The sequence below is a fragment of the Alteromonas sp. ABH4_454 genome, assembly GCF_056311775.1.
This window is the reverse complement of record NZ_CM149972.1, coordinates 137,159-157,952: the sequence shown is the minus strand read 5'-3', so window position 1 is coordinate 157,952 and position 20,794 is coordinate 137,159. Positions and strand designations below refer to the sequence as shown.

At 45.2% G+C, this 20,794-nt stretch carries 13 protein-coding genes and 2 pseudogenes; 8 read left to right on the top strand and 7 right to left on the bottom strand.

Annotated elements, in window-relative coordinates; translation table 11 throughout:
- Positions 1-77: 77 nt before the first annotated feature.
- A complete protein-coding gene (locus tag ACYX4W_RS00685) occupies positions 78-2,555 on the bottom strand; it encodes a S8 family peptidase (RefSeq protein ID WP_476074389.1) in 2,478 nt (825 codons plus the stop codon).
- Positions 2,556-2,840: 285 nt separating this feature from the next.
- On the opposite strand from ACYX4W_RS00685, the gene ACYX4W_RS00680 reads away from it, so the two are divergent.
- The 3 genes from ACYX4W_RS00680 to ACYX4W_RS00670 all read left to right on the top strand — a co-directional run bounded on the left by ACYX4W_RS00680 (position 2,841) and on the right by ACYX4W_RS00670 (position 6,298).
- On the top strand, positions 2,841-3,899 hold the full coding sequence (locus ACYX4W_RS00680) for an SGNH/GDSL hydrolase family protein (RefSeq protein WP_476074388.1): 1,059 nt from the start codon (positions 2,841-2,843) through the stop codon (positions 3,897-3,899).
- A 90-nt stretch (positions 3,900-3,989) separates the two neighbouring features.
- The gene (locus ACYX4W_RS00675) at positions 3,990-5,042 is read left to right on the top strand and encodes an aldo/keto reductase (protein WP_476074387.1); all 1,053 of its coding nucleotides are present in this window, start codon (positions 3,990-3,992) and stop codon (positions 5,040-5,042) included.
- 107 nt (positions 5,043-5,149) lie between these two features.
- Positions 5,150-6,298 carry a Na/Pi symporter gene (locus ACYX4W_RS00670; protein WP_476074386.1) on the top strand — a complete coding sequence of 383 codons (1,149 nt, stop codon included), beginning with the start codon at positions 5,150-5,152 and terminating at the stop codon, positions 6,296-6,298.
- A gap of 203 nt (positions 6,299-6,501) precedes the next feature.
- Here the strand turns inward: ACYX4W_RS00670 and ACYX4W_RS00665 are convergent, their stop codons facing one another.
- On the bottom strand, positions 6,502-7,665 hold the full coding sequence (locus ACYX4W_RS00665) for a DcaP family trimeric outer membrane transporter (RefSeq protein ID WP_474804584.1): 1,164 nt from the start codon (positions 7,663-7,665) through the stop codon (positions 6,502-6,504).
- 257 nt (positions 7,666-7,922) lie between these two features.
- On the opposite strand from ACYX4W_RS00665, the gene acs reads away from it, so the two are divergent.
- Positions 7,923-9,869 carry an acetate--CoA ligase gene (acs, locus tag ACYX4W_RS00660; RefSeq protein ID WP_476074385.1) on the top strand — a complete coding sequence of 649 codons (1,947 nt, stop codon included), beginning with the start codon at positions 7,923-7,925 and terminating at the stop codon, positions 9,867-9,869.
- A gap of 17 nt (positions 9,870-9,886) precedes the next feature.
- Positions 9,887-10,531, top strand: a complete 645-nt coding sequence (locus ACYX4W_RS00655; RefSeq protein WP_474804589.1) for a response regulator — start codon at positions 9,887-9,889, stop codon at positions 10,529-10,531.
- Here ACYX4W_RS00655 and ACYX4W_RS00650 read toward each other — a convergent pair.
- From ACYX4W_RS00650 to rimK, 4 genes and pseudogenes are all read right to left on the bottom strand, one after another.
- Positions 10,491-11,462: an amino acid ABC transporter substrate-binding protein gene (locus tag ACYX4W_RS00650; protein ID WP_476074384.1), complete on the bottom strand. Its 972-nt coding sequence runs from the start codon at positions 11,460-11,462 to the stop codon at positions 10,491-10,493. The two genes, ACYX4W_RS00655 and ACYX4W_RS00650, sit on opposite strands and share 41 nt — an antisense overlap.
- A gap of 81 nt (positions 11,463-11,543) precedes the next feature.
- Positions 11,544-11,978: an ATP-dependent zinc protease family protein gene (locus ACYX4W_RS00645; RefSeq protein WP_474804594.1), complete on the bottom strand. Its 435-nt coding sequence runs from the start codon at positions 11,976-11,978 to the stop codon at positions 11,544-11,546.
- A 15-nt stretch (positions 11,979-11,993) separates the two neighbouring features.
- Positions 11,994-13,026: pseudogene (locus ACYX4W_RS00640) on the bottom strand (succinylglutamate desuccinylase/aspartoacylase family protein).
- Between the two features lie 42 nt (positions 13,027-13,068).
- Positions 13,069-13,975: pseudogene (rimK, locus tag ACYX4W_RS00635) on the bottom strand (30S ribosomal protein S6--L-glutamate ligase).
- Between the two features lie 332 nt (positions 13,976-14,307).
- Here rimK and ACYX4W_RS00630 point away from each other — a divergent pair.
- Positions 14,308-14,931, top strand: coding sequence for a mechanosensitive ion channel domain-containing protein (locus ACYX4W_RS00630; RefSeq protein WP_474804601.1), 624 nt, complete (start codon positions 14,308-14,310; stop codon positions 14,929-14,931).
- A 90-nt stretch (positions 14,932-15,021) separates the two neighbouring features.
- On the opposite strand, the gene ACYX4W_RS00625 is transcribed toward ACYX4W_RS00630, so the two are convergent.
- A complete protein-coding gene (locus ACYX4W_RS00625) occupies positions 15,022-18,465 on the bottom strand; it encodes a PAS domain-containing hybrid sensor histidine kinase/response regulator (protein WP_476074383.1) in 3,444 nt (1,147 codons plus the stop codon).
- Between the two features lie 257 nt (positions 18,466-18,722).
- Here ACYX4W_RS00625 and ACYX4W_RS00620 point away from each other — a divergent pair, with 257 nt between their 5' ends.
- Positions 18,723-18,989 (top strand): DUF4212 domain-containing protein, encoded by a 267-nt coding sequence (locus tag ACYX4W_RS00620; RefSeq protein ID WP_039216401.1) that lies wholly within the window; start codon positions 18,723-18,725, stop codon positions 18,987-18,989.
- Between the two features lie 3 nt (positions 18,990-18,992).
- The gene (locus tag ACYX4W_RS00615; RefSeq protein ID WP_476074382.1) at positions 18,993-20,699 is read left to right on the top strand and encodes a sodium:solute symporter family protein; all 1,707 of its coding nucleotides are present in this window, start codon (positions 18,993-18,995) and stop codon (positions 20,697-20,699) included.
- The last annotated feature ends 95 nt before the right edge of the window (positions 20,700-20,794 follow it).

Sequence of the window (20,794 nt, the reverse complement as noted above, 5' to 3'; positions counted from 1 at the left end):
AGTGTTGGTTAAAATTTAACCCAAAATGGCGCCATTATCAATTAGTATAATGGCACCGTTTTCAGTGGTTTGCGATTTTATTCAAAATATTGGGTGAAAAAGCGTGAAGCGAGTACAGCATAATGCGCTCTGGTTATCACTGTATCTGGCGCGAAGCTCGCAGTAATAGTTGGCGCAATGCTAAATGGGCTTTGCTCTACACCAAACTCAGCGTTAATGAGAGACAAGGTTAGCGCTAACTGCACATATCCCTTCATATCAGCCGGAATGTTGTCTTGGTCTTCTAAAATGATTTGTTCGCCATTATAGTCAACAACGATGTCGGCATTGGGGTCGAAGCTAAGTGCTGCTTCTTCAAGACCTAACATTTGCACCAGCGAATAAGCAATATCTAACTTGGTTACGCTAGCAAAGGGGTCGGCGCTGCCGCCTACGCTTCTTAAAACAGGCGCTTGTGTACGAAGCTTATCTTTAAGTGCACCACCTTTAACCATGACCGATTCTACAAACGCTTTATCAAACCCAGGTACTGAGCCGATGTTAGGGCGCTCTTCGTTTAGCAGGTCACGGTATTGTCTTACTGCACCGCCCATTACCGCATAGCGAGCAAAGTCCTTACGTTTAAGGCGAGCATCTGGCGAGAAACCACGGCTGTTAATGGCATCCATTAGACGCTCGCTAACAGCAAATTCAATGGCGTTTTGCTGAGGGTGACCTTCAACATCATCCATACCTTCAAATCCACCGCTATTTTCGAACGAGACAGTAACGTTGAAGGTTTCAGGCAGACCTGGGCCGTTGGTTAAACCTAATGGGTCGGCCTCAATACCCGACAGTGACGTCAATCCATAGACATATACGCCCCAAGTGCCCGGCATTGCAGGAGCAGCGACACGCATGGTCGTTGTAAGCACTGGTGTTGTAAGGTTACCGCGATATTCAGTGCCGTCCGGCGCAACAAGAACAAGCTTGGTTAAGTTTGCGAAACTATCGGCAGACGCTTTAACAAGTACTTCTTCTGTTCCTACTTCAAACTCTATAACTTCAGGCGCACCTACTGGAGAGTAAAAAACATCGAAGTTTTCTACACGGTCGCTGGTGGTCACTAGTGCATTTGCTTTGAAGCTTTTGCTATCTAGGTTATTAACCGTAACTTTATGATCCATGTCTTCAAGAAGGGCCGCGGCAACCGCAGAGCGCGCGTTAACATAACCCGCACCCACTTCCCAGCGCTCGTAGCCAGGCATATTAGTAGCAGTTTCTTGAAGCAAGCGCTTTATGGTTAAGTTATCAAGATTTGGGTTTGCTTCTAGCATTAACGCAATAATGCCCGATACATGTGGCGTTGCCATAGAGGTACCAGAGATCATGGTATAGAAAGGAATATTTTGCGGCTCTATCGCACCAATATCACCATCACCGCCATTAGTTGCCGCATTTAAAACAGCGCGAGTAGAGATAATATCTACACCAGGAGCGACAATGGTTACGTCGTTTGTATACGTCCAATCTGTGCCGTCTGGCATAGTAAAGTCACCAGACTCGCCTTTAAGACCACGAGATGAAAAATCGGCAAGTTTGCCAAACTTATCGCCCGCACCTACAGAAATTCCCCAAGGAATTTGCGCGTATGGGTTATGTGAATCTTCACCTGGGCCATCGTTACCCGCAGCGAAGACACTAATCATACCCATTGTGTGCGCTTTATAGCTGGCCAATGATACAGGACCAAGTGGCTCATACTTGCCGCTTGAACCCCATGAGTTGCTAATAACTTTGATAGGGTTGTCAAAGGTGTACTGCTTACTTATCGCGTAATCAAAACCACCGATGGTATCAAGTAGCAGTACCGCTGCACCCGAACCATAACCAATAATATCCGCGTCTGGTGCTGCGCCGCGGTGCTTGCCGCCAGACATAGCGCCAGTACCTGCGATAGTGCCAGTCACGTGTGTACCGTGACCTGAATTTAAGTCTGTATTTACTTGGTTAGATAGCGTTGGGCCCGTTATGCCAACAATAGACAATGCGCCTGGGTTCAAAATCGCTTGCACATTATCAACCACGGTATCACCAAAGAAGTGGTCTTGATGAGAAGCATCAACACCAGAGTCAATGACTAAAACCGTTGAACCTTTACCAGTAAATTCGACATTGTTGCGCGATGCAAATGCTTCGCCCTGCATATCAGCAACACCCGTTATCTCACGCGCGTCAGCGTTGTATAAGCTCATCTCACGGTTTGCGAATACTGAGCGTACCCCGTCAAATTGTGCAATAGCTTCAATTTGAGCTTTGGTGGCTACTACACCAATAATTGGCAGGTTTTTAAATTGAATACCTTCTGTAATACCCAAGTTTAATAGTTGAGTAATTTGAGATTCAGCAAGAGGCGACATTTGATCGTACGTAACAACCGCCATCAATGATTCTGTAGGGGATAGAGACACTAGTTTATCGGCCATTTGAGAACCAATGTAAGCGTCGGCTAGCGTGTGAGCCGAAGGACTTGCCAGCATTGCAGCAGCTAAGGTAGATAGGGCGAACTTCTTCATATTCTTCTCCAAATTCTAAACGCTGCGGTTTGCTTTGGTATCGGGTTACGTCATCGCAGCAAGGTACGCCTTAATAGTGACTTTTTGAGAAGGGCCAGAACATAGGGGTTTCACCCTAATTATAAGATTTTTTTAAATAGCGAAACGTTCAAAAATGCTACAAAGGTTTAATAATAAAACGTGCGTTAAACATCTATATTGATGACGTATGTTGATGTGTTTTCAGCGTTTATTAGCTTTTATTTATGTAGCTAATGCTCGCCCTTCTCCCAAGAGGAGCTTGTCATGAAGTTCGATTCCATTAAATCTCGCCTAGTTTTAATGACCCTTGTTTGCGTTATTGGTATGGGGGTATTAGTTGTTAGCCAGCATTACTTCACCCAGCGACTTATAGGGTTACACCAGCAGCGTGATGTATTGCTAAGAATGGGGCAAGATTTGCTGCAAATGCGACGACATGAAAAAGACTTTCTTCTGCGCCACGAGACCGTTTATTACGACAAGTTCCTTGAGCGGAGCTATGAATTTAAAGGTCGCTTAACAACTCTGGTTCCCTTGTTCAATGAGTACAGATTGCCTGTGGCTGACGTGGAAAGCCTGTCATCTTCGATAGAAGCCTATAGCGGCACATTTCGACAGGTAGTATCGCTTCAAGAACGGATTGGATTAGGCCAAAACGATGGTTTGAGAGCGCGCATAACCGAGTTAGAAAATACCCTTAGCGAAGGGCTGCGTGCTCAAGACTCGCAAGCGAGTGAACTGTTGACTGGTATTCAACTGGCAACGCGCAATTATCAGATAAACCAAGAAGGGGTTTACGCAAGGCAAATGATGACGTTGAGTGAGCGTTTAGCTTCTGAATATAGCGGTACTGCTTTATTGAGCGGCACTTTGGTTCAATATAGAGAAGCGCTTTTACAGCTAGTTGATGCATTTACTACCTACGGCGTAACTCATAATGAAGGGCTTCGTGGCGAATTTAGACAAAGCGCTCACAATGTTGAAACTCAGCTAAAAGGCGTCGATGCCGCCCTGCAACCCATGATCGAGCAACAAGAAGCACAGGTGCGTATTTATAGCTTAAGTATTGCCGCGCTTACGTCTGTCGTATTAATTCTGGTGCTGATCAAGAGTTTTGCGACATTTCATCGCGCATTTGTTAACTTTCTTACTTTCTTTTATCGTTGCAAGCGTCAGTATCAAACGATTGATACCAGAAAGTTAGGGTTTGCAGAGTTAAAGTCACTCGCAGAACTGGCGAATGAAATGGTCGAGTCGAAAAGAGATATTGAGGCGCGTCTCGCCAGCGTCGAAGCCGAGTTGGCCAATAAGAAAGCCTCATAGCTTTCATTTAAAAGCTAAAAGTAGGTAGATTTTCTAAAGCGGCCGACTCACTATTGCATAAACAAGGTATAAGCCAAGGTAGAAGCAAAGATGAAGTTTAACCGCTTAGGAAATAGCGACCTACAGGTGTCAGACATCTGTTTAGGAACAATGACATGGGGTATTCAAAATACCCAGCAAGATGCAGATGAACAAATAGCTTACGCCCTCGATAAAGGTGTTAACTTTTTAGATACCGCGGAAATGTATCCCGTTCCTCCTAATGCCGAAACCTATGGCGATACAGAGCGAATTATAGGTAATTGGCTCTCGCGAAATGACGCCAAGCGCTCAGATATTATATTGATGACCAAAGTTGCCGGCAGCGGCTTGAAGTATATTCGCAATGCCGGGCCAATTACGTCTGATGCAGTTAGCAACGCACTTGCTGATTCGCTAGAGCGTTTAAATACTGACTATATTGATGTTTACCAGCTACATTGGCCGAACAGGGTAACGCCACATTTTGGAAAGCATTGGCCTGATGGCGCGGATCCCACGAAAACGAATCGCGAAAAAGAAATAGAGGGTATGCGCGATATTCTTTTGGGAATTAAGCGGGCATTAGACGAAGGAAAAATAAGACACTGGGGGCTGTCGGATGATACGCCTTGGGGCATTCACATTTTTCTTACCCTTTGCAAAGAGCTCGATATGCCTCTTCCCGTATCTATCCAAAATGAGTTCAGTTTACTGCACGCAAAAGACTGGCCGTATTTAATCGAAATGTGTGAGCTAGAAAATATTGCATATTTACCGTGGTCACCACTGGCCACGGGTATGCTAAGCGGTAAATATCAAAACGGTGCGCGCCCGGAAGGGAGTCGATGGACATTAGCTCAGCGTATGGGATTATTCAGAGATAAACCGCCTGCGCAAGCTGCCACTGCTGAATACATAAAAATTGCTGAAAAAGCAGGAATAACGCCTTCGCAACTCGCGTTGGCGTGGTGTCAGCAGGTGCCCGGTGTTACGTCTACTATCATTGGGGCAACAACAATGCCTCAGTTAAAAGAAAACATTGATGCGTTTGATATAGTGCTCTCAAGCGAGACGTTGAATGATATTCACGATGTATTTAGAAGGTATCCTCTCGGTTTCTAATAGTTAGTGCTTATTTGATGAAGAATGGCGGGTATATCCCGTCATTTTTGTGTCACACGGTCGTAATAGTATGGTTTTTTCTGTCTTAACTCGTACTCGTTATCTGAATGATTGACCCACAAATACTATCAGCCAGCACTGTAGAAAAGAACAATAACTGGCACCGATGGCTGCTTCTTGCACTACTTGTTTATGTCATGTTACTTGCGGTGAGCATGATTGGAAGTGGCTTCAAATATGCCGCTGGTGATCACGCTAGAGAGCTTTTTAATTTTGCATCAAACCCAATACTTGGGCTTATCATTGGCATGGTTTCGACTGCGTTAATTCAGTCTTCAAGTACGGTAACTTCAATTATTGTTGGTATGGTTGCAGGTGGTTTACCCATTACCATCGCGGTACCCATGATGATGGGGGCGAATATTGGTACTAGTATTACCAATACCTTGGTAAGCCTAGGGCATGTTGCTAAAAAAGAAGAATTTCAGCGCGCTTTTAACGCAGCCACTATTCATGATTTTTTCAATGTTCTTTCCGTACTTATATTCCTTCCTTTAGAAATGGCCTTTGGTATTTTAGAGTACTTGAGTGGCCAGATTGTTACACTTATTCATACTCCAGAAGCAATAGGAATGAGTGGGTTCAACCCAATAAAGGCGGCCACACAGCCAGTAACCAATTTGGTTTCTCAGTCCCTTGAGTTTTTACCTTCTGTTTATCCAGGTATCGCTAAAATTCTGATTGGTATTGCGCTGATCATGGTTTCTATTACCTATATGGGAAAAATTATGAAGTCCCTTATGGTAGGAAAAGCGAAGGATTTACTACACAAAAGCATTGGGCAGGGGCCCATATCCGGCATCACATCTGGCGCCTTAATGACGGTGTTGGTGCAGTCATCATCCACGACCACATCACTCATGGTGCCCTTAGTGGGGGCAGGGGTGCTAAAAGCCCGTGAAATCTACCCGTTTACTCTTGGTGCAAATATTGGAACTTGCATTACCGCCCTTATTGCTGCGTTAGGCGTGGCGGGCGTGAACAGCGGTTTTGCGTTACAGATAGCGCTGGTACACCTTATCTACAATGTGTTGGGTGTCACACTCATTTATGGTGTTCCTGTTTTGCGTAATATTCCTATTAATTTGTCCTACCAGCTATCTGTCCTAGCTGCAGAACGAAAGATGTACGGCGCAGCTTACGTGGGTGGATTGTTCTTTGCAGTACCACTGGGAATTATTTTTACGACAATATAAAAGCGTACCGGCAGTTTTAAACTGCACTAGAGAGGTAAATGCGGACTAATTGTTTCTGATGGTGTAATACAGGTTAGCGCGCTCACTACCTGTGCGGGCCGGTATAAACTAGGCATTAAACGCATTTAGCAACCATTCGGTCAATAAAAAACGGCGTTTCCGAGCTCAGAAACGCCGTTCTAATTTGTAAAGCTGCGTACTTATTAAAACGCGTATTTAGCTGAAACTTGGAAGCGGTTCATGTCGCCTTCAAGACCGGCTTCAATTTCGCGTTTTGCGAACGCATATTCAGCACCAACAGTTAGCGCTTTCGTTGGCGAGTACAAGTAGTTCACACGTGTGCTGTAGGTACTTTCAGTCGTATTTAAGCCAGTAAGCGTTACGTCATTGTCGGCTTCAAACGCTGAGAACATAATGCTGCTGCGTGCTTTTTCGCTCCACTTGTGACGATACGCAATGCCATACCCAGTTGAGTCAATGGCTTCCAAGTCGCCACTTTCAGTAAGAACAGCGCCATTTACTGCGTTCAGTGCAGAGTATCGGCCTAAACCTTTACCCGTATTGAACGTGAAGCGAATATCATCGCCATTGGATAAGTTATATTTACCTGTTAACGACACGCCAAAGCTAGTCTCATCAGCGTCAATGCCTGCGGCATTATCATAAGAAAGTTGTCTGACTAAGCCCGCTACTTTTACATAACCCCAGTCTTGCTTTGTGGTGTAGGCGGCAACTAAATCTGGAACACTACTGTCATCACTTGTTATCCTGCTACCACCACCAAACGGCGTAATGGTTGATTCAGGGTTTTCTAGTGCAATCTGAAACCCGCCATTGGTATATCTCACCATGACTTGACGACCAAAGGTAATGCCGTCGGTAGTACCAATAAAGTCAAGTGATTCTGGTAACGAACCTACGTCCATAAAGGTCGTCCATGTTTGGCCCACCAACCAATTCTTGTAAGTTAAGTATGCGTGACGTACTCGTGGAGTATAGGAGTTACTGATACGCTCATCACCGCCGCTAGTCACAACAAAATCCAGCTCGAATACACCGTTAATAGTGTCACCTTCGGCGGTAGGCGTTGATGTGGCAAAGCGGAAACGAGATGTTCTGATGTGTGCATCGAACTGTGGGTCTTCGTCAACGCCACCAACGGGAGTTAGTGAAGGTATATAAAAGTCTCGACCTACGCTGCCAGAGGCAATGGTGCCATCTGAATAGTCGCTTACCATAGCGTCAACTTTAATATAACCCGTGAATTTCACACTAGTGTCGCCGATTGTTGCTGCTTGTGCTGTGCCGCCCGCTGCCGCTAGGCACAGCGCTACTGCGGTAGCGGTATTTTTTATTTTAGCTTTCATCGTGTCTGTTCCAAAAAAGTGGTTAAATAAATGTAAATTAAACGTTAACATCGCTGATTGTGTACTTATTATCGCAAATTTAAATAAGCCGTTGGTCGCATAAGACTATAGTCGTAATACTTTTAGTCTAACTTTTTTATTACTACCTTAGTTTTATGCTGCTAAGACCAAAGTCTCATTTTGCTTTGTGGGTGAATAGCTAGAGTGTTTCACCATACAACAAGAATTTTACATTATTGATATTGGAGGCAATCTTTATGACCGCCAGCAAAACTTATCCTGTGCCTGAGAACATTCTTCAATCTACTCATTTGACTGCGTCGCAGTATGACGAGATGTATATGCAGTCAGTAGAGCAACCCGAAGTGTTCTGGGCTGAGCACGCGTCTATGCTTGAGTGGTACCAAAAGCCCACCAAAATTAAAAACACCATGTTTGGTGAAAATGATGTGTCTATTAAATGGTTTGAAGACGGTGAGTTAAACGCTAGCTACAACTGTATTGACCGTCACTTGGCAACCAATGCCACAAAAGTTGCCTTTCATTGGGAAGGCGACTCACCACAAGACAGCCAAGATGTGACATACCAACAAGTGCATTATGAAGTATGTAAGTTAGCGAATGCACTTAAAGAAATGGGAGTCACGAAAGGTGATCGGGTCGCCATTTATATGCCTATGGTACCTGAAGCCGCCTACGCGATGCTTGCGTGTGCACGTATTGGTGCGGTTCACTCGGTAATTTTTGGTGGTTTCTCACCAAACGCTATTGCCGACCGCATAAATGACAGTAGCGCAAAGGTCGTTATTACAGCCGATGAGGGGCGCCGCGCAGGAAGAAGCATTCCGCTTAAAGCAAATGTCGATAAAGCGTTAGCCGATGATGCCTGCCCGTCTATTACACATGTTCTGGTGCATAAACTAACGGGTGGCGACGTAGACTGGAACCAGAAGCACGATGTATGGTGGCATGAAGCTGTGGACGGTATGTCAGCACAATGCGAGCCTGAAGTAATGAACGCGGAAGACCCGCTATTTATTCTCTATACATCGGGTTCTACGGGTACGCCAAAAGGTGTGGTTCATACAACAGGCGGTTATCTGCTCTATTCCGCTATGACCTTTAAATACGCTTTCGATTACAAAGACGATGACGTTTATTGGTGTACTGCGGATGTGGGCTGGATTACAGGTCACAGCTATATGGTTTACGGCCCCATGGTAAACGCTGCGTCACAAGTGTTCTTCGAGGGTGTACCCACCTATCCAGACGTAAAACGTATTGCGCAGGTCGTAGAAAAATACAAAGTAAATAGTCTTTATACTGCGCCAACCGCGATTCGTGCATTAATGGCTCACGGTGACGTACCTGCTGAAGGCTGTGATTTATCGTCACTTCGTTTACTTGGCACAGTGGGTGAGCCAATTAACCCAGAGGCATGGGAATGGTATCACCGTGTTATTGGAGAAGGCCGTTGTCCTATTATCGATACATGGTGGCAGACTGAAACTGGCGGACACATGATTTTGCCTCTGCCTGGAGCAACAGAGTTGAAACCTGGCTCTGCCACCCGCCCATTCTTTGGCATACAGCCGGCGCTATTTGATGCTGATGGTAATGAACTTGAAGGCGCGGCAGAAGGTAACCTAGTGATCAAAGATAGCTGGCCAAGCCAGGCTCGAACGGTTTATGGCGATCACCAGCGCTTCATTAACACCTACTTCAGCGCATACAAAGGCGTGTACTTCACAGGTGATGGCGCACGTTGTGACGAAGATGGCTTTTACTGGATCACTGGCCGCGTAGACGACGTACTAAATGTATCGGGCCACCGTCTAGGTACGGCTGAAATAGAAAGTGCACTTGTTGCTCACTCTAAAGTGGCTGAAGCTGCGGTAGTCGGTTTCCCTCACGATATCAAAGGGCAGGGGATATATGTTTATGTAACGCCTAATGAAGGTGTTGAAGCAGACGAAGCGCTGACTAAAGAACTTAAAGCGTGGGTGCGCCAAGAGTTAAGCCCCATTGCCACTCCTGATATGATTCAGTGGTCTAACGGGCTACCTAAGACACGCTCTGGTAAAATCATGCGCCGTATTTTGCGTAAAATTGCGGCCAATGAGCATGAGCAATTAGGTGACACATCTACATTGGCGGATCCATCGGTTGTTGATACACTGATAGAGGAACGTCTGAATAAGTAGAATTAAGGATATAGACAATGATAACCCTTCTAATCGCTGATGATCATCCGCTGTATCGCGATGCACTACGAGGCGCGTTGTCGTTGTCACTTCCAGCCCTTACCCTTAAAGAGGCCGGAGATCTAAACACCACAGTCGATATTCTCAATAATGAGGATATCGACTTATTGCTTCTCGACTTACATATGCCAGGCAGCAATGATTTATTTGGCTTGCTGCATATCCGTAAACTCTTTCCTGAACTTCCTGTTGCCGTGGTTTCTGGAACGGAAGACGCTACCCTTATTTCGAAGATCATTAGTGTAGGGGCACTTGGTTTTATTCCAAAAACGGCCAGTGCACAAGATATAGCCAATGCAGTTGAGGCTATTTTAGACGGTGATGTGTGGTTGCCTGAGAACTTAAGCGAAGATGTAGATGAGGTGGATGAAGCGTTTTCTGAACTTGCTGACAAAGTTGCGTCGCTTACGCCGTCCCAGTATAAAGTACTTTGCTACATGCGAGATGGGTTATTGAATAAGCAAATTGGCTTTAATTTAGATATTGCTGAAGCCACCGTTAAGGCGCATGTTACCGCTATCTTTAAAAAGTTGGGCATAAATAACCGTACCCAAGCGGTACTTATTGCTTCGCAGCTTGAGTTGGAGCCACCGGTTCAGTAGCATCGTACTGAAGCACGGCTTCAGACATAGCAAATTCAGGTAGAAACTTTTCTAACGCCAAGCGGCTTTGCTCACTTAATAACGGGTTATCTATCTCAATAATCGTACGCCCATCAATTAAGGTCATTCCTTCTCTGAAGTTCTTATGTGCGAGCAGTAACTCTTGGAACTTCCCGGTTTCAAATAGTATCAGTAGACCTTGTGCTATGCGCCCCGCCAATGCTTGGTTGTCGCTGCCAACAAAGAAAAAGATAGGGCTTGGGTATGAAATGACGAGGTTGTTATCAATAGTTAAACCTTTTGACAAGGTTTTGTTGGCAAACTCTTCGTTAATTTCCATCACACTTCTTGGAAACATATCAGCGAACCCTTCCGAAACAATGCGGAATGAGGCGCGGTATGTGGTTTCTAAAACAGGAATATCATTAGCCCGAAAAATCTTTGTATCAGGCCAGTCATACCCTAAAACCGCGCGAAACTCTTGGAGAGCTGCAAGGTTTTTTACCTTTTTTAGTCGCTCATCCCCTTCTTTAACAAACAAGGCGCGCTTACCAAATAGCCCGGCCATGATAGGAATGCGAACAGGAAGGAACTGACGCTCGCGCTCGGTTGAGGTTACGCTCCACGTTACGTCTAGCATATTGTGTTCGAGGCTTCGCAACTGGCGCTCTTGGGCCGTTTCTTGGTTACTAACGATGAGTTCAAAGGTACCGTAATGCGGCTGTGTAACACGCAAAGCTTCTGTTAGCAGTGACTTTGCGTAAGAGTAAACGCTATCCCTTCCAGGATGGACGTTGGGTAATCGTAAAATGGTATGAGGCAAGTCTGCGCTTACCTCATCAGAAGGTTGCTGTTGCCCGTAAACAACGAAATGCGCAAGTAAACTCATTAACAAAATGATACGGCTTAGTGATTTAGCTTTGATATCCATATTTTTAACTCATTTACGTGGCGCCAGCCCGGCTAATTGCTTTGTTAAAGGTTACTTAAAGTATAGCCCTTTTTTTAGCTGCTAATCTTTTCCAGTAAGTAAAAAATCGTGTTCGGGGTCTACAATAAACTGTCCACTCATCGCCTCTCTGCCAAGCAGCATTAAGTAAGTCATTTCAGAGCGATCCGTTAGGGTTAACTGGATATCCCATTGGAATCCGTCCATAACGATAGGCGTAATGATAACATAGCGTTTCTCACGTGTAGCTGTTGAACTTTTTACGCGCTTTTTGCCTTCAACGCGCGCTTCCCGTCTAACTACACGTTCTACGTTATGAATGTCTGGGTGAATATCAAATTTAATCCATAGTTCACCGTCTTGCTCAAACTCTTCAATATTGTCTACGTGAAGTGATGACGTTGCCGCACCTGTATCAACGCGCACGGTTAAGTCGGAGATAGCGAGTTTGGGCAAGTCACACAGTTCTACTGCACCAACAATTTTCTTATTGTTCATCAGTTTTCTACCAATTTATAAAACAGGGTTCTGCTCTGGCGGCAATAAATTGTCTTGTAATAGTTCTACGTGTTCGGCAACAGTATCAGGCTCTGAAAAGTATGCAATGTGGTAAACGGCTTCACCTTCTTGGGTAAGCGGAATATTTTGTTTACCAATTACAACGCCTTCAGTCTGGGCTTTCAAGGCTGTCCAAATAATTGCCAAATGGATCCGCAATAATGGCTAGTTTGTCACCTTTTTCAACATGATCGCCTAGTTGGGCTAGGTGATTTACAAATCCACTCTCAGGCGCGCGCACCCAGCCACTTTGTCTGGCAATGAAACGCTCAATGCTATGGCCCTTGCTACGGCTTTTGTTTAGCATGCCTAAGTGGCGCATGGTATTGATTATACCTTTTACGCCTGCGCGAATAGAAAATTCATCATAGCGCAGTGCTTGACCAGCTTCATAGAGCAATATTTTAACGCCATTTTCACTGGCCGCTTCGCGTAACGAACCGTCTCGTAATTCAGCATTAAGCAGCACAGGCACACCAAACGCTTTGGCCATTTCAAGCACTTCAGGGTCGTCTAAATCCGCGCGAATTTGTGGCAGATTACTTCGATGAATAGCGCCTGTATGCAGGTCGATGCCCACGTCGCACTTACTCACTATCTCTTTGAAGAATAAGTTCGCCAACCGCCCGGCAAGCGAGCCTTTTTTACTGCCAGGAAAACTGCGGTTTAAATCACGTCTGTCGGGTAAATAACGAGACTGGTTTAAAACGCCGTAAACGTTAACCATGGGTACCGCTATTAAGGTGCCCCTAATGCGTTCGATCGCTTTTGACCGGATAAGGCGGCCGACTATCTCAATGCCATTTAATTCATCACCATGGATAGCAGCGCTCACAAACATAACAGGACCAGGTCGCTTTCCTCGTTTAACATAAACGGGGATACTCATATTGGTCGCTGTATACAGCGGTGGCATTTCTAACTCAATCTTTTTTGTTTCGCCAGGAGCAATATTTTCGCCCCCAATTTTTAAAACATCACTTACCACTAACGTTTTCCTATATTTACGTTATTGCGTAGGTTGAAGGGGTTAGCCTTTTCCTCGGGTTTTTGTTTTATGTGGCTCGGCACTCTTTTCAATAAATTCAATGATCATGCTGGCAACGTCTTTATTGGTCGCTTTCTCGATACCTTCTAAGCCTGGTGAAGAATTAACTTCCATCACTACAGGGCCGTTGTTCGAGCGAAGAATGTCTACACCACAACAATTAAGGCCCATGGTTTTCGCAGCATCTACCGCCGTTTTGCGCTCGGCAGGGCTTAATCGAACTAAGCTTGCCTGACCACCGCGGTGAAGGTTAGAGCGAAACTCTCCAGGCGCCGCCTGACGCTTCATAGCGGCAACGACTTTTCCTCCAACTACAAAGCAGCGTATATCGGAGCCGCCCGCCTCTTTGATAAATTCCTGTACTAAGATGCTGGCGTTAAGTCCCATAAATGCTTCAATAATGGATTCTGCGGCTTTTTGGGTGTCTGCCAATACAACGCCTATGCCTTGGGTACCTTCTAGCAGCTTAATAACCACTGGTGCGCCGCCCACGGTCTTAATCACATCGTCAATTTTATCTGGGTGATGAGCAAAGCCAGTTCTAGGCATGCCAATGCCTTTGCGCGAAAGCAGTCTGTAGTGAGCGAAGTTTATCTCGAGAGCGGCTAATCGCCACTGACTCGTTGAGGCTGTATGTCCCCATCATCTCAAACTGTCGAACTACAGAAGTACCGTAAAAGCTAACAGATGCGCCGATACGGGGGATCACTGCATCATAGTAAGGTAGTTTCTTACCGTTATAGCGAACAGACGGTCGTGCGCTCGTAATATCCATGTAGCAGTGCATTGTGTCGATAACGTCGACCTCATGCCCGCGAGCCTGCCCAGCTTCCACTAAGCGTGAAGTAGAGTAAAGACGTGGATTTCTTGAAAGAATAGCGATGCGCATTATAAAAAAGCCTGTAGTTTGTGATTTATTTTGTCGTTTATTCGACCTGTCATTTACCACGTTAGCACGTGAGTATACCAATCTGTATAGATAATCGCCCATTCAATAGGTTAATTTCTATGCGGACTGGTATTAAAATTAGACAAGTCATTTTTGCGCGCATACTAATAGAAGTGAAAGGGGGTGTCTTACGAATAATTCTTGTTGTGTCGATTGCTTTTAATGCATGAACTTGTCTGTTATTCACGTTAGCATTAGAGCGCCTTGGCTTTTTAAAGCAAAAATAGATAAAGAAGCCAGTATGCGTGATAAAAACAGTAAGGAAAAAATAAATGAATGAGTGGTGGCATGGTTTTTTGGCGTGGTTAACTCAGTACCAGTCAAACGTCGTGTTCAGTGGTATAGTTCTGCTTATCTATTTGGCAATGTCGCGGAAGCTGCTACCAAAATTAGAAAATAATATCGTAAAATCAAAGCTCAAATCTAACAGTGCTTTAAAAGGACTTTTTGCTGCGCGTGTGATTGTAGCAACTGTATCGCTTTCCCTGCTGCTGTTGGCATGGGGTATCGATTTCTCAGGCCTACTTGTACTTTCTACGTCCATCATTACGGTAACCGGGGTTGCACTTTTTGCAAGTTGGTCGCTCATCAGCAATATTACGGCATACTTTATTTTGCTTACCAATGTAGCCTATAGCAGAGGCAACTATGTGCGCATTCTCGATGGCGATAACTATATAGAGGGCGTCATTGCGGATGTTGGGCCATTCAGTACTCGTTTAATCACCGCCGACCGCGAAACGCTAATGTACCCCAACAATTTGATTCTAACTCGCCCAGTGCTACTCAACCCGAAAGAAAAGTGGGGGGCTATGGGTAAAGTTGTGGCGAAGTCGAGTGTAGAGACGCCGGTGGTTAAGACGGAAGAAACTAAACCACATGACGAGTTACTGTAAGTACTTCTTTATTCGTCATTTACAGTGCAATAGTAGAGAACGAAAAGCATTCAATTAACGTGGTGCAGATACGTCATTGTTCCACAATAATTAAACGTTTTTCGCTTCTCTAATATAACGCGTCATACTTTGTAGTAATGCGCGTAGTTTTGCCGGTTTAAGCGGCTTAGCCAAAAAGTTTACGCCTTGGTCTTTACACTCAGTCACTAAATTCTCATCTGGTGTTGCGGTTATAAGCGCCGCTGGCACTACAACGTTTAGTCGATGTCTTATTTCTTCAATCAGAGCAAGCCCATTTTTCTCGCTATCGTGACTAAGTTGATAATCCATCAGTAAGATCTGAGGCTGAATGACCTCACAAACCTTCAGTGCATCATCCCAGTTATTCGCTAAGAACACATTTACGCCCCATTTTTGTAATAGGGTTTGCATGGCATCTAAGTTTTCCCTTTGGTCGTCTACGCAAAGTACATTCATTCCAGTAAATGTGGTACTACGAGGCTTTGCTGCAATACTAGAAACTCGTTTAGGTTTGGCTTTCGCAAGAGAAAACGCAAAGCAACTCCCTTTTCCTACCCTTGAGGTTACATTTATGTCGCTGTCTAACTGCAGGCTCAAGCGGCGCACCACACCCAAACCCAAGCCTAACCCATGTTCTTTACTTTCGTTGGCGCGAAAAAAGTCGCCAAATATACTGTCTTTTTTATCATTAGATATGCCAATACCCGTATCAATAACTTTGAAATAAACGGTTTCTTTAATAGGCCTAACCGTGAAAAGAACCCGCCCTTTTTCGGTGTATTTCACTGCATTTGACAACAAATTTTGGGTAATTCGATATAAATAGGTTTTATCTCCTCGTACCCAGCAAGGGCGGATTATGGCTTTGAAACCAAGCCCCTTTTCACGGGCACGCATAGCCATTTCATCAACTAGTGGAGAGAGTAGGGCGCTTACATCAATTGATTCGATATCGGGTTTCATCTCTCCTTGATCTAATCTAGCAATATCAAGCAGGGTGCCGATGAGCGTTTCACTTGAACTAACGCTATGGCCAAGTTTCTGAACTATATTCTGGGCTTGTTCAGAGAGTTCCTGTTCTTCCAACGCACTTACGTAAAGCTTAGCTGCATTGAGCGGCTGCAGTACGTCATGACTGGCAAGGGCTAGGAAACGAGTTTTACTGGCGTTGGCATCTTCTGCCGCTTTTCGTGCTCTTATTAGTTCTTTCTCGGCCTCGGAGCGTCGTTCTATTTCCAAGCGAAGCTCGGCGTTAATGGAGTGCACTTCTTCCGTACGTTTCTTTATGCGAGCTTCAAGGTCAATGTTCGATTCTTCAAGGGCTTGCTGAATTTCCACATGCCCTGTGATGTCGTTGAAGCTTGTTACAAAACCGCCACCGGGCAGTGGGTTGCCGACCATTTCAATGACTCGACCATCTTTACGCTGGCGAGTAAAGCGGTGCGGCATACCAGAGCGCAAGTGCGCTAAGCGTTTTTCTACTTCAGCATCGACATCGTCCGTTCCAAACTCGCCTTGGGATGCGTTGTATCGAATGAGCTTTTCTATTGGAGAGCCAACAGCAAGTAAGTTGTCGGGGTAAGGATACAGGTTAGCGTAGCGCTTGTTCCAGGCGACCAAATTTAAATGTTTGTCTACCACGCTAATGCCCTGATCCATGTTTTCAAGCGAGGTTAATAGCGCTGTCATATTAAATTGCATCGCCTGCGTGGTATCGTCGAAAAAGTTAATTACCTCAGTAAAATCCATTTTCTTGCCACGTAGCGCACTGTCTAAAAGTACCTTAGCACTAGAGGCGCCAATAACCCCGCCAAGAGCGCGTTCACAGAATGATAAAAACGATTCATTAGGTGTATCTGCGTGGCTTAACTGGCAATTATTTAGCTGTTGATATTGGGTAAGAAGCTGATCGCAACGACCTGTTCCCATAAAGGTTGAAAGCAAAGTGATAAGGTCAGACACGGTAACGTTTGTGGCTTGAGCTTTCACCGTGTTGTTACTAGAAATGGCGGGAGAAACGAACGCTTCTGCCTGCATTCTGTCAATAAGGCGCTGGGGTGCAAAATGAGAAAAGAGTACATAGACAAGGCTGTTTGCGGCCAAGCTAATCATGGCCCCTTGGCTTATCAATTCGTTTTGCTCCATTTGAGAGACTTGCTCACTTACAATAGGAAGCACTAACCAAAGCACCCAGATAACAAGCCCGACCATAAGCCCCGCATAAACGCCGTGGGCATGAGCGCGTTTCCAGTAAAGACCGCCGACAATGGCAGGCATCAGTTGGATAACAAGTGAAAACGCGATAAGGCCAATAGAGTGAAGAGAGCGACTGCTGGTCATTTGCTGGTGGTATAGAAAAGCCATCAATAAAATAAAGGCGATAACAATCCGTCTGATTAGGCGGATTTTTTTGGATACGTCTTTTTTGTCGTCGGTGTTGCCTGTGAACGCTAAAATTCGTGGCAATATCACGTCGTTGGTAAGCATGGTGCTTAAGGTAAGCGTGGCGACTATGATCATAGCCGTAGCCGCAGACAGGCCACCTACAAATACAATGACTTGAAGAAGTGCAGACTCCGAAAACATCGCAAGAGACAATACATAGGAGTCAGGTTCAATGCCTTGACCAGCAAAGATGGCTTTACCCGCAATAGCAATGATAGGGATAACCGCGGAAATAATGGTTAAGTAAAGAGGAAATAGCCAACGCGCTGTGCGAATGTGCCCCAAGCTTAAGTTGTCGATAATGGCAACGTGAAACTGACGAGGTAAGCAAACAATGGCTGCCGCAGCCATAATAGTTTGTGCAATGAAGCTAAACGAACCGAACTGAGCAAGCGCAACCTCGTTAGTAAAACTTTCGAAAAATGCACCAGACTGGGTACGCTTCCACGCGCTGTAACCCACAATAGCAACCAGCACTAAAGCAAGTAGCTTGATGGTAGACTCAAATGCTATGGCCAGCATCAGGCCACGCCTATATTCTGTTACATCAGTTTGGCGCGTACCAAAATAAATCGCGAAGGCAGCGATAAAGCCTGTGGCGGCAATGATAATTCCATTGCTGTTAGGTTGTTGAGTTAACAGTTGAAAGGTGGCGCCTACCGCCTTTAACTGAAGCGCAATGTAGGGAATGGTTGCCAGTAAAGCAATAAGCGTAACGACTAAGGCTACGGTTTGACGCTTGCCATAGCGAGACGCAATGAAGTCTGAAATGGTTGTGATATGCTGCTTTTTACTTACCAGTGTCAGTTTGTAAATAAACTTGTATCCCAGTACATAGACTAAGATGGGCCCAAGCATGATTGGCAGGTAAATCCACGTATCTCTACTTGCTTGCCCCACCATGCCAAAGAAGGTCCAAGCGGTACAATAGATTGCCAGGGCTAGTGAATAAACGGCGGGATGAGAAGTCAGTGCCCTTGCTGTAGGCGAGTTCTTTTCTCCCCAACTTGCTAATGAAAACAGCAAAAAAAGGTACAAGACTGCAAGCGTTACCCAACCAAAAACCATAATCTTCCTTTAACTTAGTTTTAACAACTGTGCTGATATTATAATCATTTCGACCATGGTCTACCTACGACCATGGTCTCATTTTGAATTTCACACCTCAGGTCTAGAGTAATAGCCGACCTCCTAGATGCTTGACTTTTGCTGCTTTGGTTCTGTCGTGTACAAAAGTTTCAAACGCAGTAATAACGTTAACAAAGCCGAGCGTTAGGGAATTGTAAAATCATAACAACTAGTTAACCTGACATAAGGGTGAAACAATGGCATTTAGAAACGAAGAGGACAAAAAAGCCTACTGGAGTGAAAACCTAGCGCTCCTAGCTAAGCTTTTAGTCGTTTGGTTCATCGTATCATTTGGTGCCGGCATACTGTTTGTCGATATCTTAAATGAAATTCAGTTCTTTGGCTTTAAATTAGGCTTCTGGTTTGCACAACAGGGCTCAATTTACGTATTTGTTGCTTTGATCTTTGTCTATATGGCGAAGATGAACGCCATGGACAAACGCTACGGCGTAGATGAGGAGTAAATCATGGACGTTCAAACTTTAACATTTATTATCGTTGGCGCGTCGTTCGCGCTTTATATTGCAATTGCAATTTGGGCACGCGCTGGGTCGACGAATGACTTTTACGTGGCAGGTGGCGGCGTACCGCCTGTTATGAACGGTATGGCTACAGCGGCAGACTGGATGTCGGCTGCATCGTTTATATCAATGGCGGGTCTTATCTCATTTATGGGATACGACGGTGCGGTGTACCTTATGGGCTGGACCGGTGGCTATGTTCTACTTGCACTTTGTTTAGCGCCTTACCTGCGTAAGTTCGGTAAATTTACGGTACCTGACTTTATTGGCGATCGTTACTACTCACAAACAGCACGTACCGTTGCGGTATTTTGCGCCATCTTTGTTTGCTTCACATACGTTGCAGGTCAAATGCGTGGCGTAGGCGTGGTATTCAGTCGCTTCTTAGAAGTGGATATCGTGTCTGGCGTTGTTATTGGCATGGTTATCGTGTTCTTTTACACCGTACTTGGCGGCATGAAAGGCATCACCTACACACAGGTTGCTCAATATTGCGTAATGATTTTTGCGTACATAGTACCTGCCGTATTTATCTCAATGATGGTTACCGGGCATATCCTTCCACAAACCGGTTTTGGCGCAACCTTGGCAGACGGTTCGGGGGTGCATATGCTGCAGAAACTCGATAATTTATCCGTCGAGCTCGGGTTCAATGAATACACATCAGGGACCAAAAGTACTATTGATGTATTCTTTATCACCTTTGCACTAATGGTGGGTACCGCGGGCCTTCCACACGTTATTGTTCGCTTCTTCACTGTGCCTAAAGTTCACGATGCACGTAAATCTGCAGGTTATGCCCTAGCGTTTATCGCCATTCTTTACACTACAGCACCGTCGCTTGCAGCCTTCGCTCGTGTGAATATGATTGAAACCATTAACGGTCCAGAGATGACGGGCACCAGCTATGAAGAAGCGCCGTCGTGGATTAAAAATTGGGAGCAAACTGGCCTTATTGCGTTTGAAGATAAAAACGGCGATGGCAAAATGTTCTACTCGGGTGATGAGCGCAACGAAATGAAAGTTGACCGCGACATCATGGTATTGGCTAACCCTGAAATTGCTAATCTACCGGCATGGGTGATTGCGCTTGTTGCAGCAGGTGGTGTGGCAGCAGCCCTTTCTACCTCAGCGGGCTTACTGTTAGTGATTTCCACCTCTGTGTCCCATGACTTACTGAAGCGGAACTTTATGCCGAATATTACGGATAAAGCCGAGCTGATGTACGCCAGATTGGCAGCAGCGGTGGCTATTATCATTGCAGGTTACTTCGGTATCAATCCGCCCGGGTTTGTGGCGCAGGTGGTCGCCTTTGCTTTCGGCTTAGCGGCGTCGAGCTTCTTCCCTGCAATTATCATGGGTATCTTTAGCAAGCGTATGAACGACAAAGGCGCTATCGCGGGTATGATTTCAGGGATTGCGTTTACTGCGGCTTACATTATTTACTTCAAGTTTGTAAATCCGGCTGCGAATACGCCTGACAACTGGTGGTTTGGTATCTCTCCTGAAGGTATTGGTACTTTAGGTATGATGGTAAACTTCATTGTTGCATTCCTAGTGTTTAAAGCAACAGATGAAGCACCTGAAGAAATTCAAGAACTGGTAGAGAGCATTCGTTATCCTAAGGGAGCGGGTGAAGCATCAGCGCACTAAATTAGTAATGCCTTAAGATAGGCTTTAGCAAAATAAAACCAATCTACTGGCGAATGTGAGTAGGTTGGTTTTTTCTTTTTGAGAACTGGACAATC

Excerpts from the sequence above, each read along its gene's own strand:
- ACYX4W_RS00685 (WP_476074389.1), bottom strand. The coding sequence starts at position 2,555 with ATGAAGAAGTTCGCCCTATCTACCTTAGCTGCTGCAATGCTGGCAAGT.
- ACYX4W_RS00680 (WP_476074388.1), top strand. The coding sequence starts at position 2,841 with ATGAAGTTCGATTCCATTAAATCTCGCCTAGTTTTAATGACCCTTGTT.
- ACYX4W_RS00675 (WP_476074387.1), top strand. The coding sequence starts at position 3,990 with ATGAAGTTTAACCGCTTAGGAAATAGCGACCTACAGGTGTCAGACATC.
- ACYX4W_RS00670 (WP_476074386.1), top strand. The coding sequence starts at position 5,150 with ATGATTGACCCACAAATACTATCAGCCAGCACTGTAGAAAAGAACAAT.
- ACYX4W_RS00665 (WP_474804584.1), bottom strand. The coding sequence starts at position 7,665 with ATGAAAGCTAAAATAAAAAATACCGCTACCGCAGTAGCGCTGTGCCTA.
- acs (WP_476074385.1), top strand. The coding sequence starts at position 7,923 with ATGACCGCCAGCAAAACTTATCCTGTGCCTGAGAACATTCTTCAATCT.
- ACYX4W_RS00655 (WP_474804589.1), top strand. The coding sequence starts at position 9,887 with ATGATAACCCTTCTAATCGCTGATGATCATCCGCTGTATCGCGATGCA.
- ACYX4W_RS00650 (WP_476074384.1), bottom strand. The coding sequence starts at position 11,462 with ATGGATATCAAAGCTAAATCACTAAGCCGTATCATTTTGTTAATGAGT.
- ACYX4W_RS00645 (WP_474804594.1), bottom strand. The coding sequence starts at position 11,978 with ATGAACAATAAGAAAATTGTTGGTGCAGTAGAACTGTGTGACTTGCCC.
- ACYX4W_RS00630 (WP_474804601.1), top strand. The coding sequence starts at position 14,308 with ATGAATGAGTGGTGGCATGGTTTTTTGGCGTGGTTAACTCAGTACCAG.
- ACYX4W_RS00625 (WP_476074383.1), bottom strand. The coding sequence starts at position 18,465 with ATGGTTTTTGGTTGGGTAACGCTTGCAGTCTTGTACCTTTTTTTGCTG.
- ACYX4W_RS00620 (WP_039216401.1), top strand. The coding sequence starts at position 18,723 with ATGGCATTTAGAAACGAAGAGGACAAAAAAGCCTACTGGAGTGAAAAC.
- ACYX4W_RS00615 (WP_476074382.1), top strand. The coding sequence starts at position 18,993 with ATGGACGTTCAAACTTTAACATTTATTATCGTTGGCGCGTCGTTCGCG.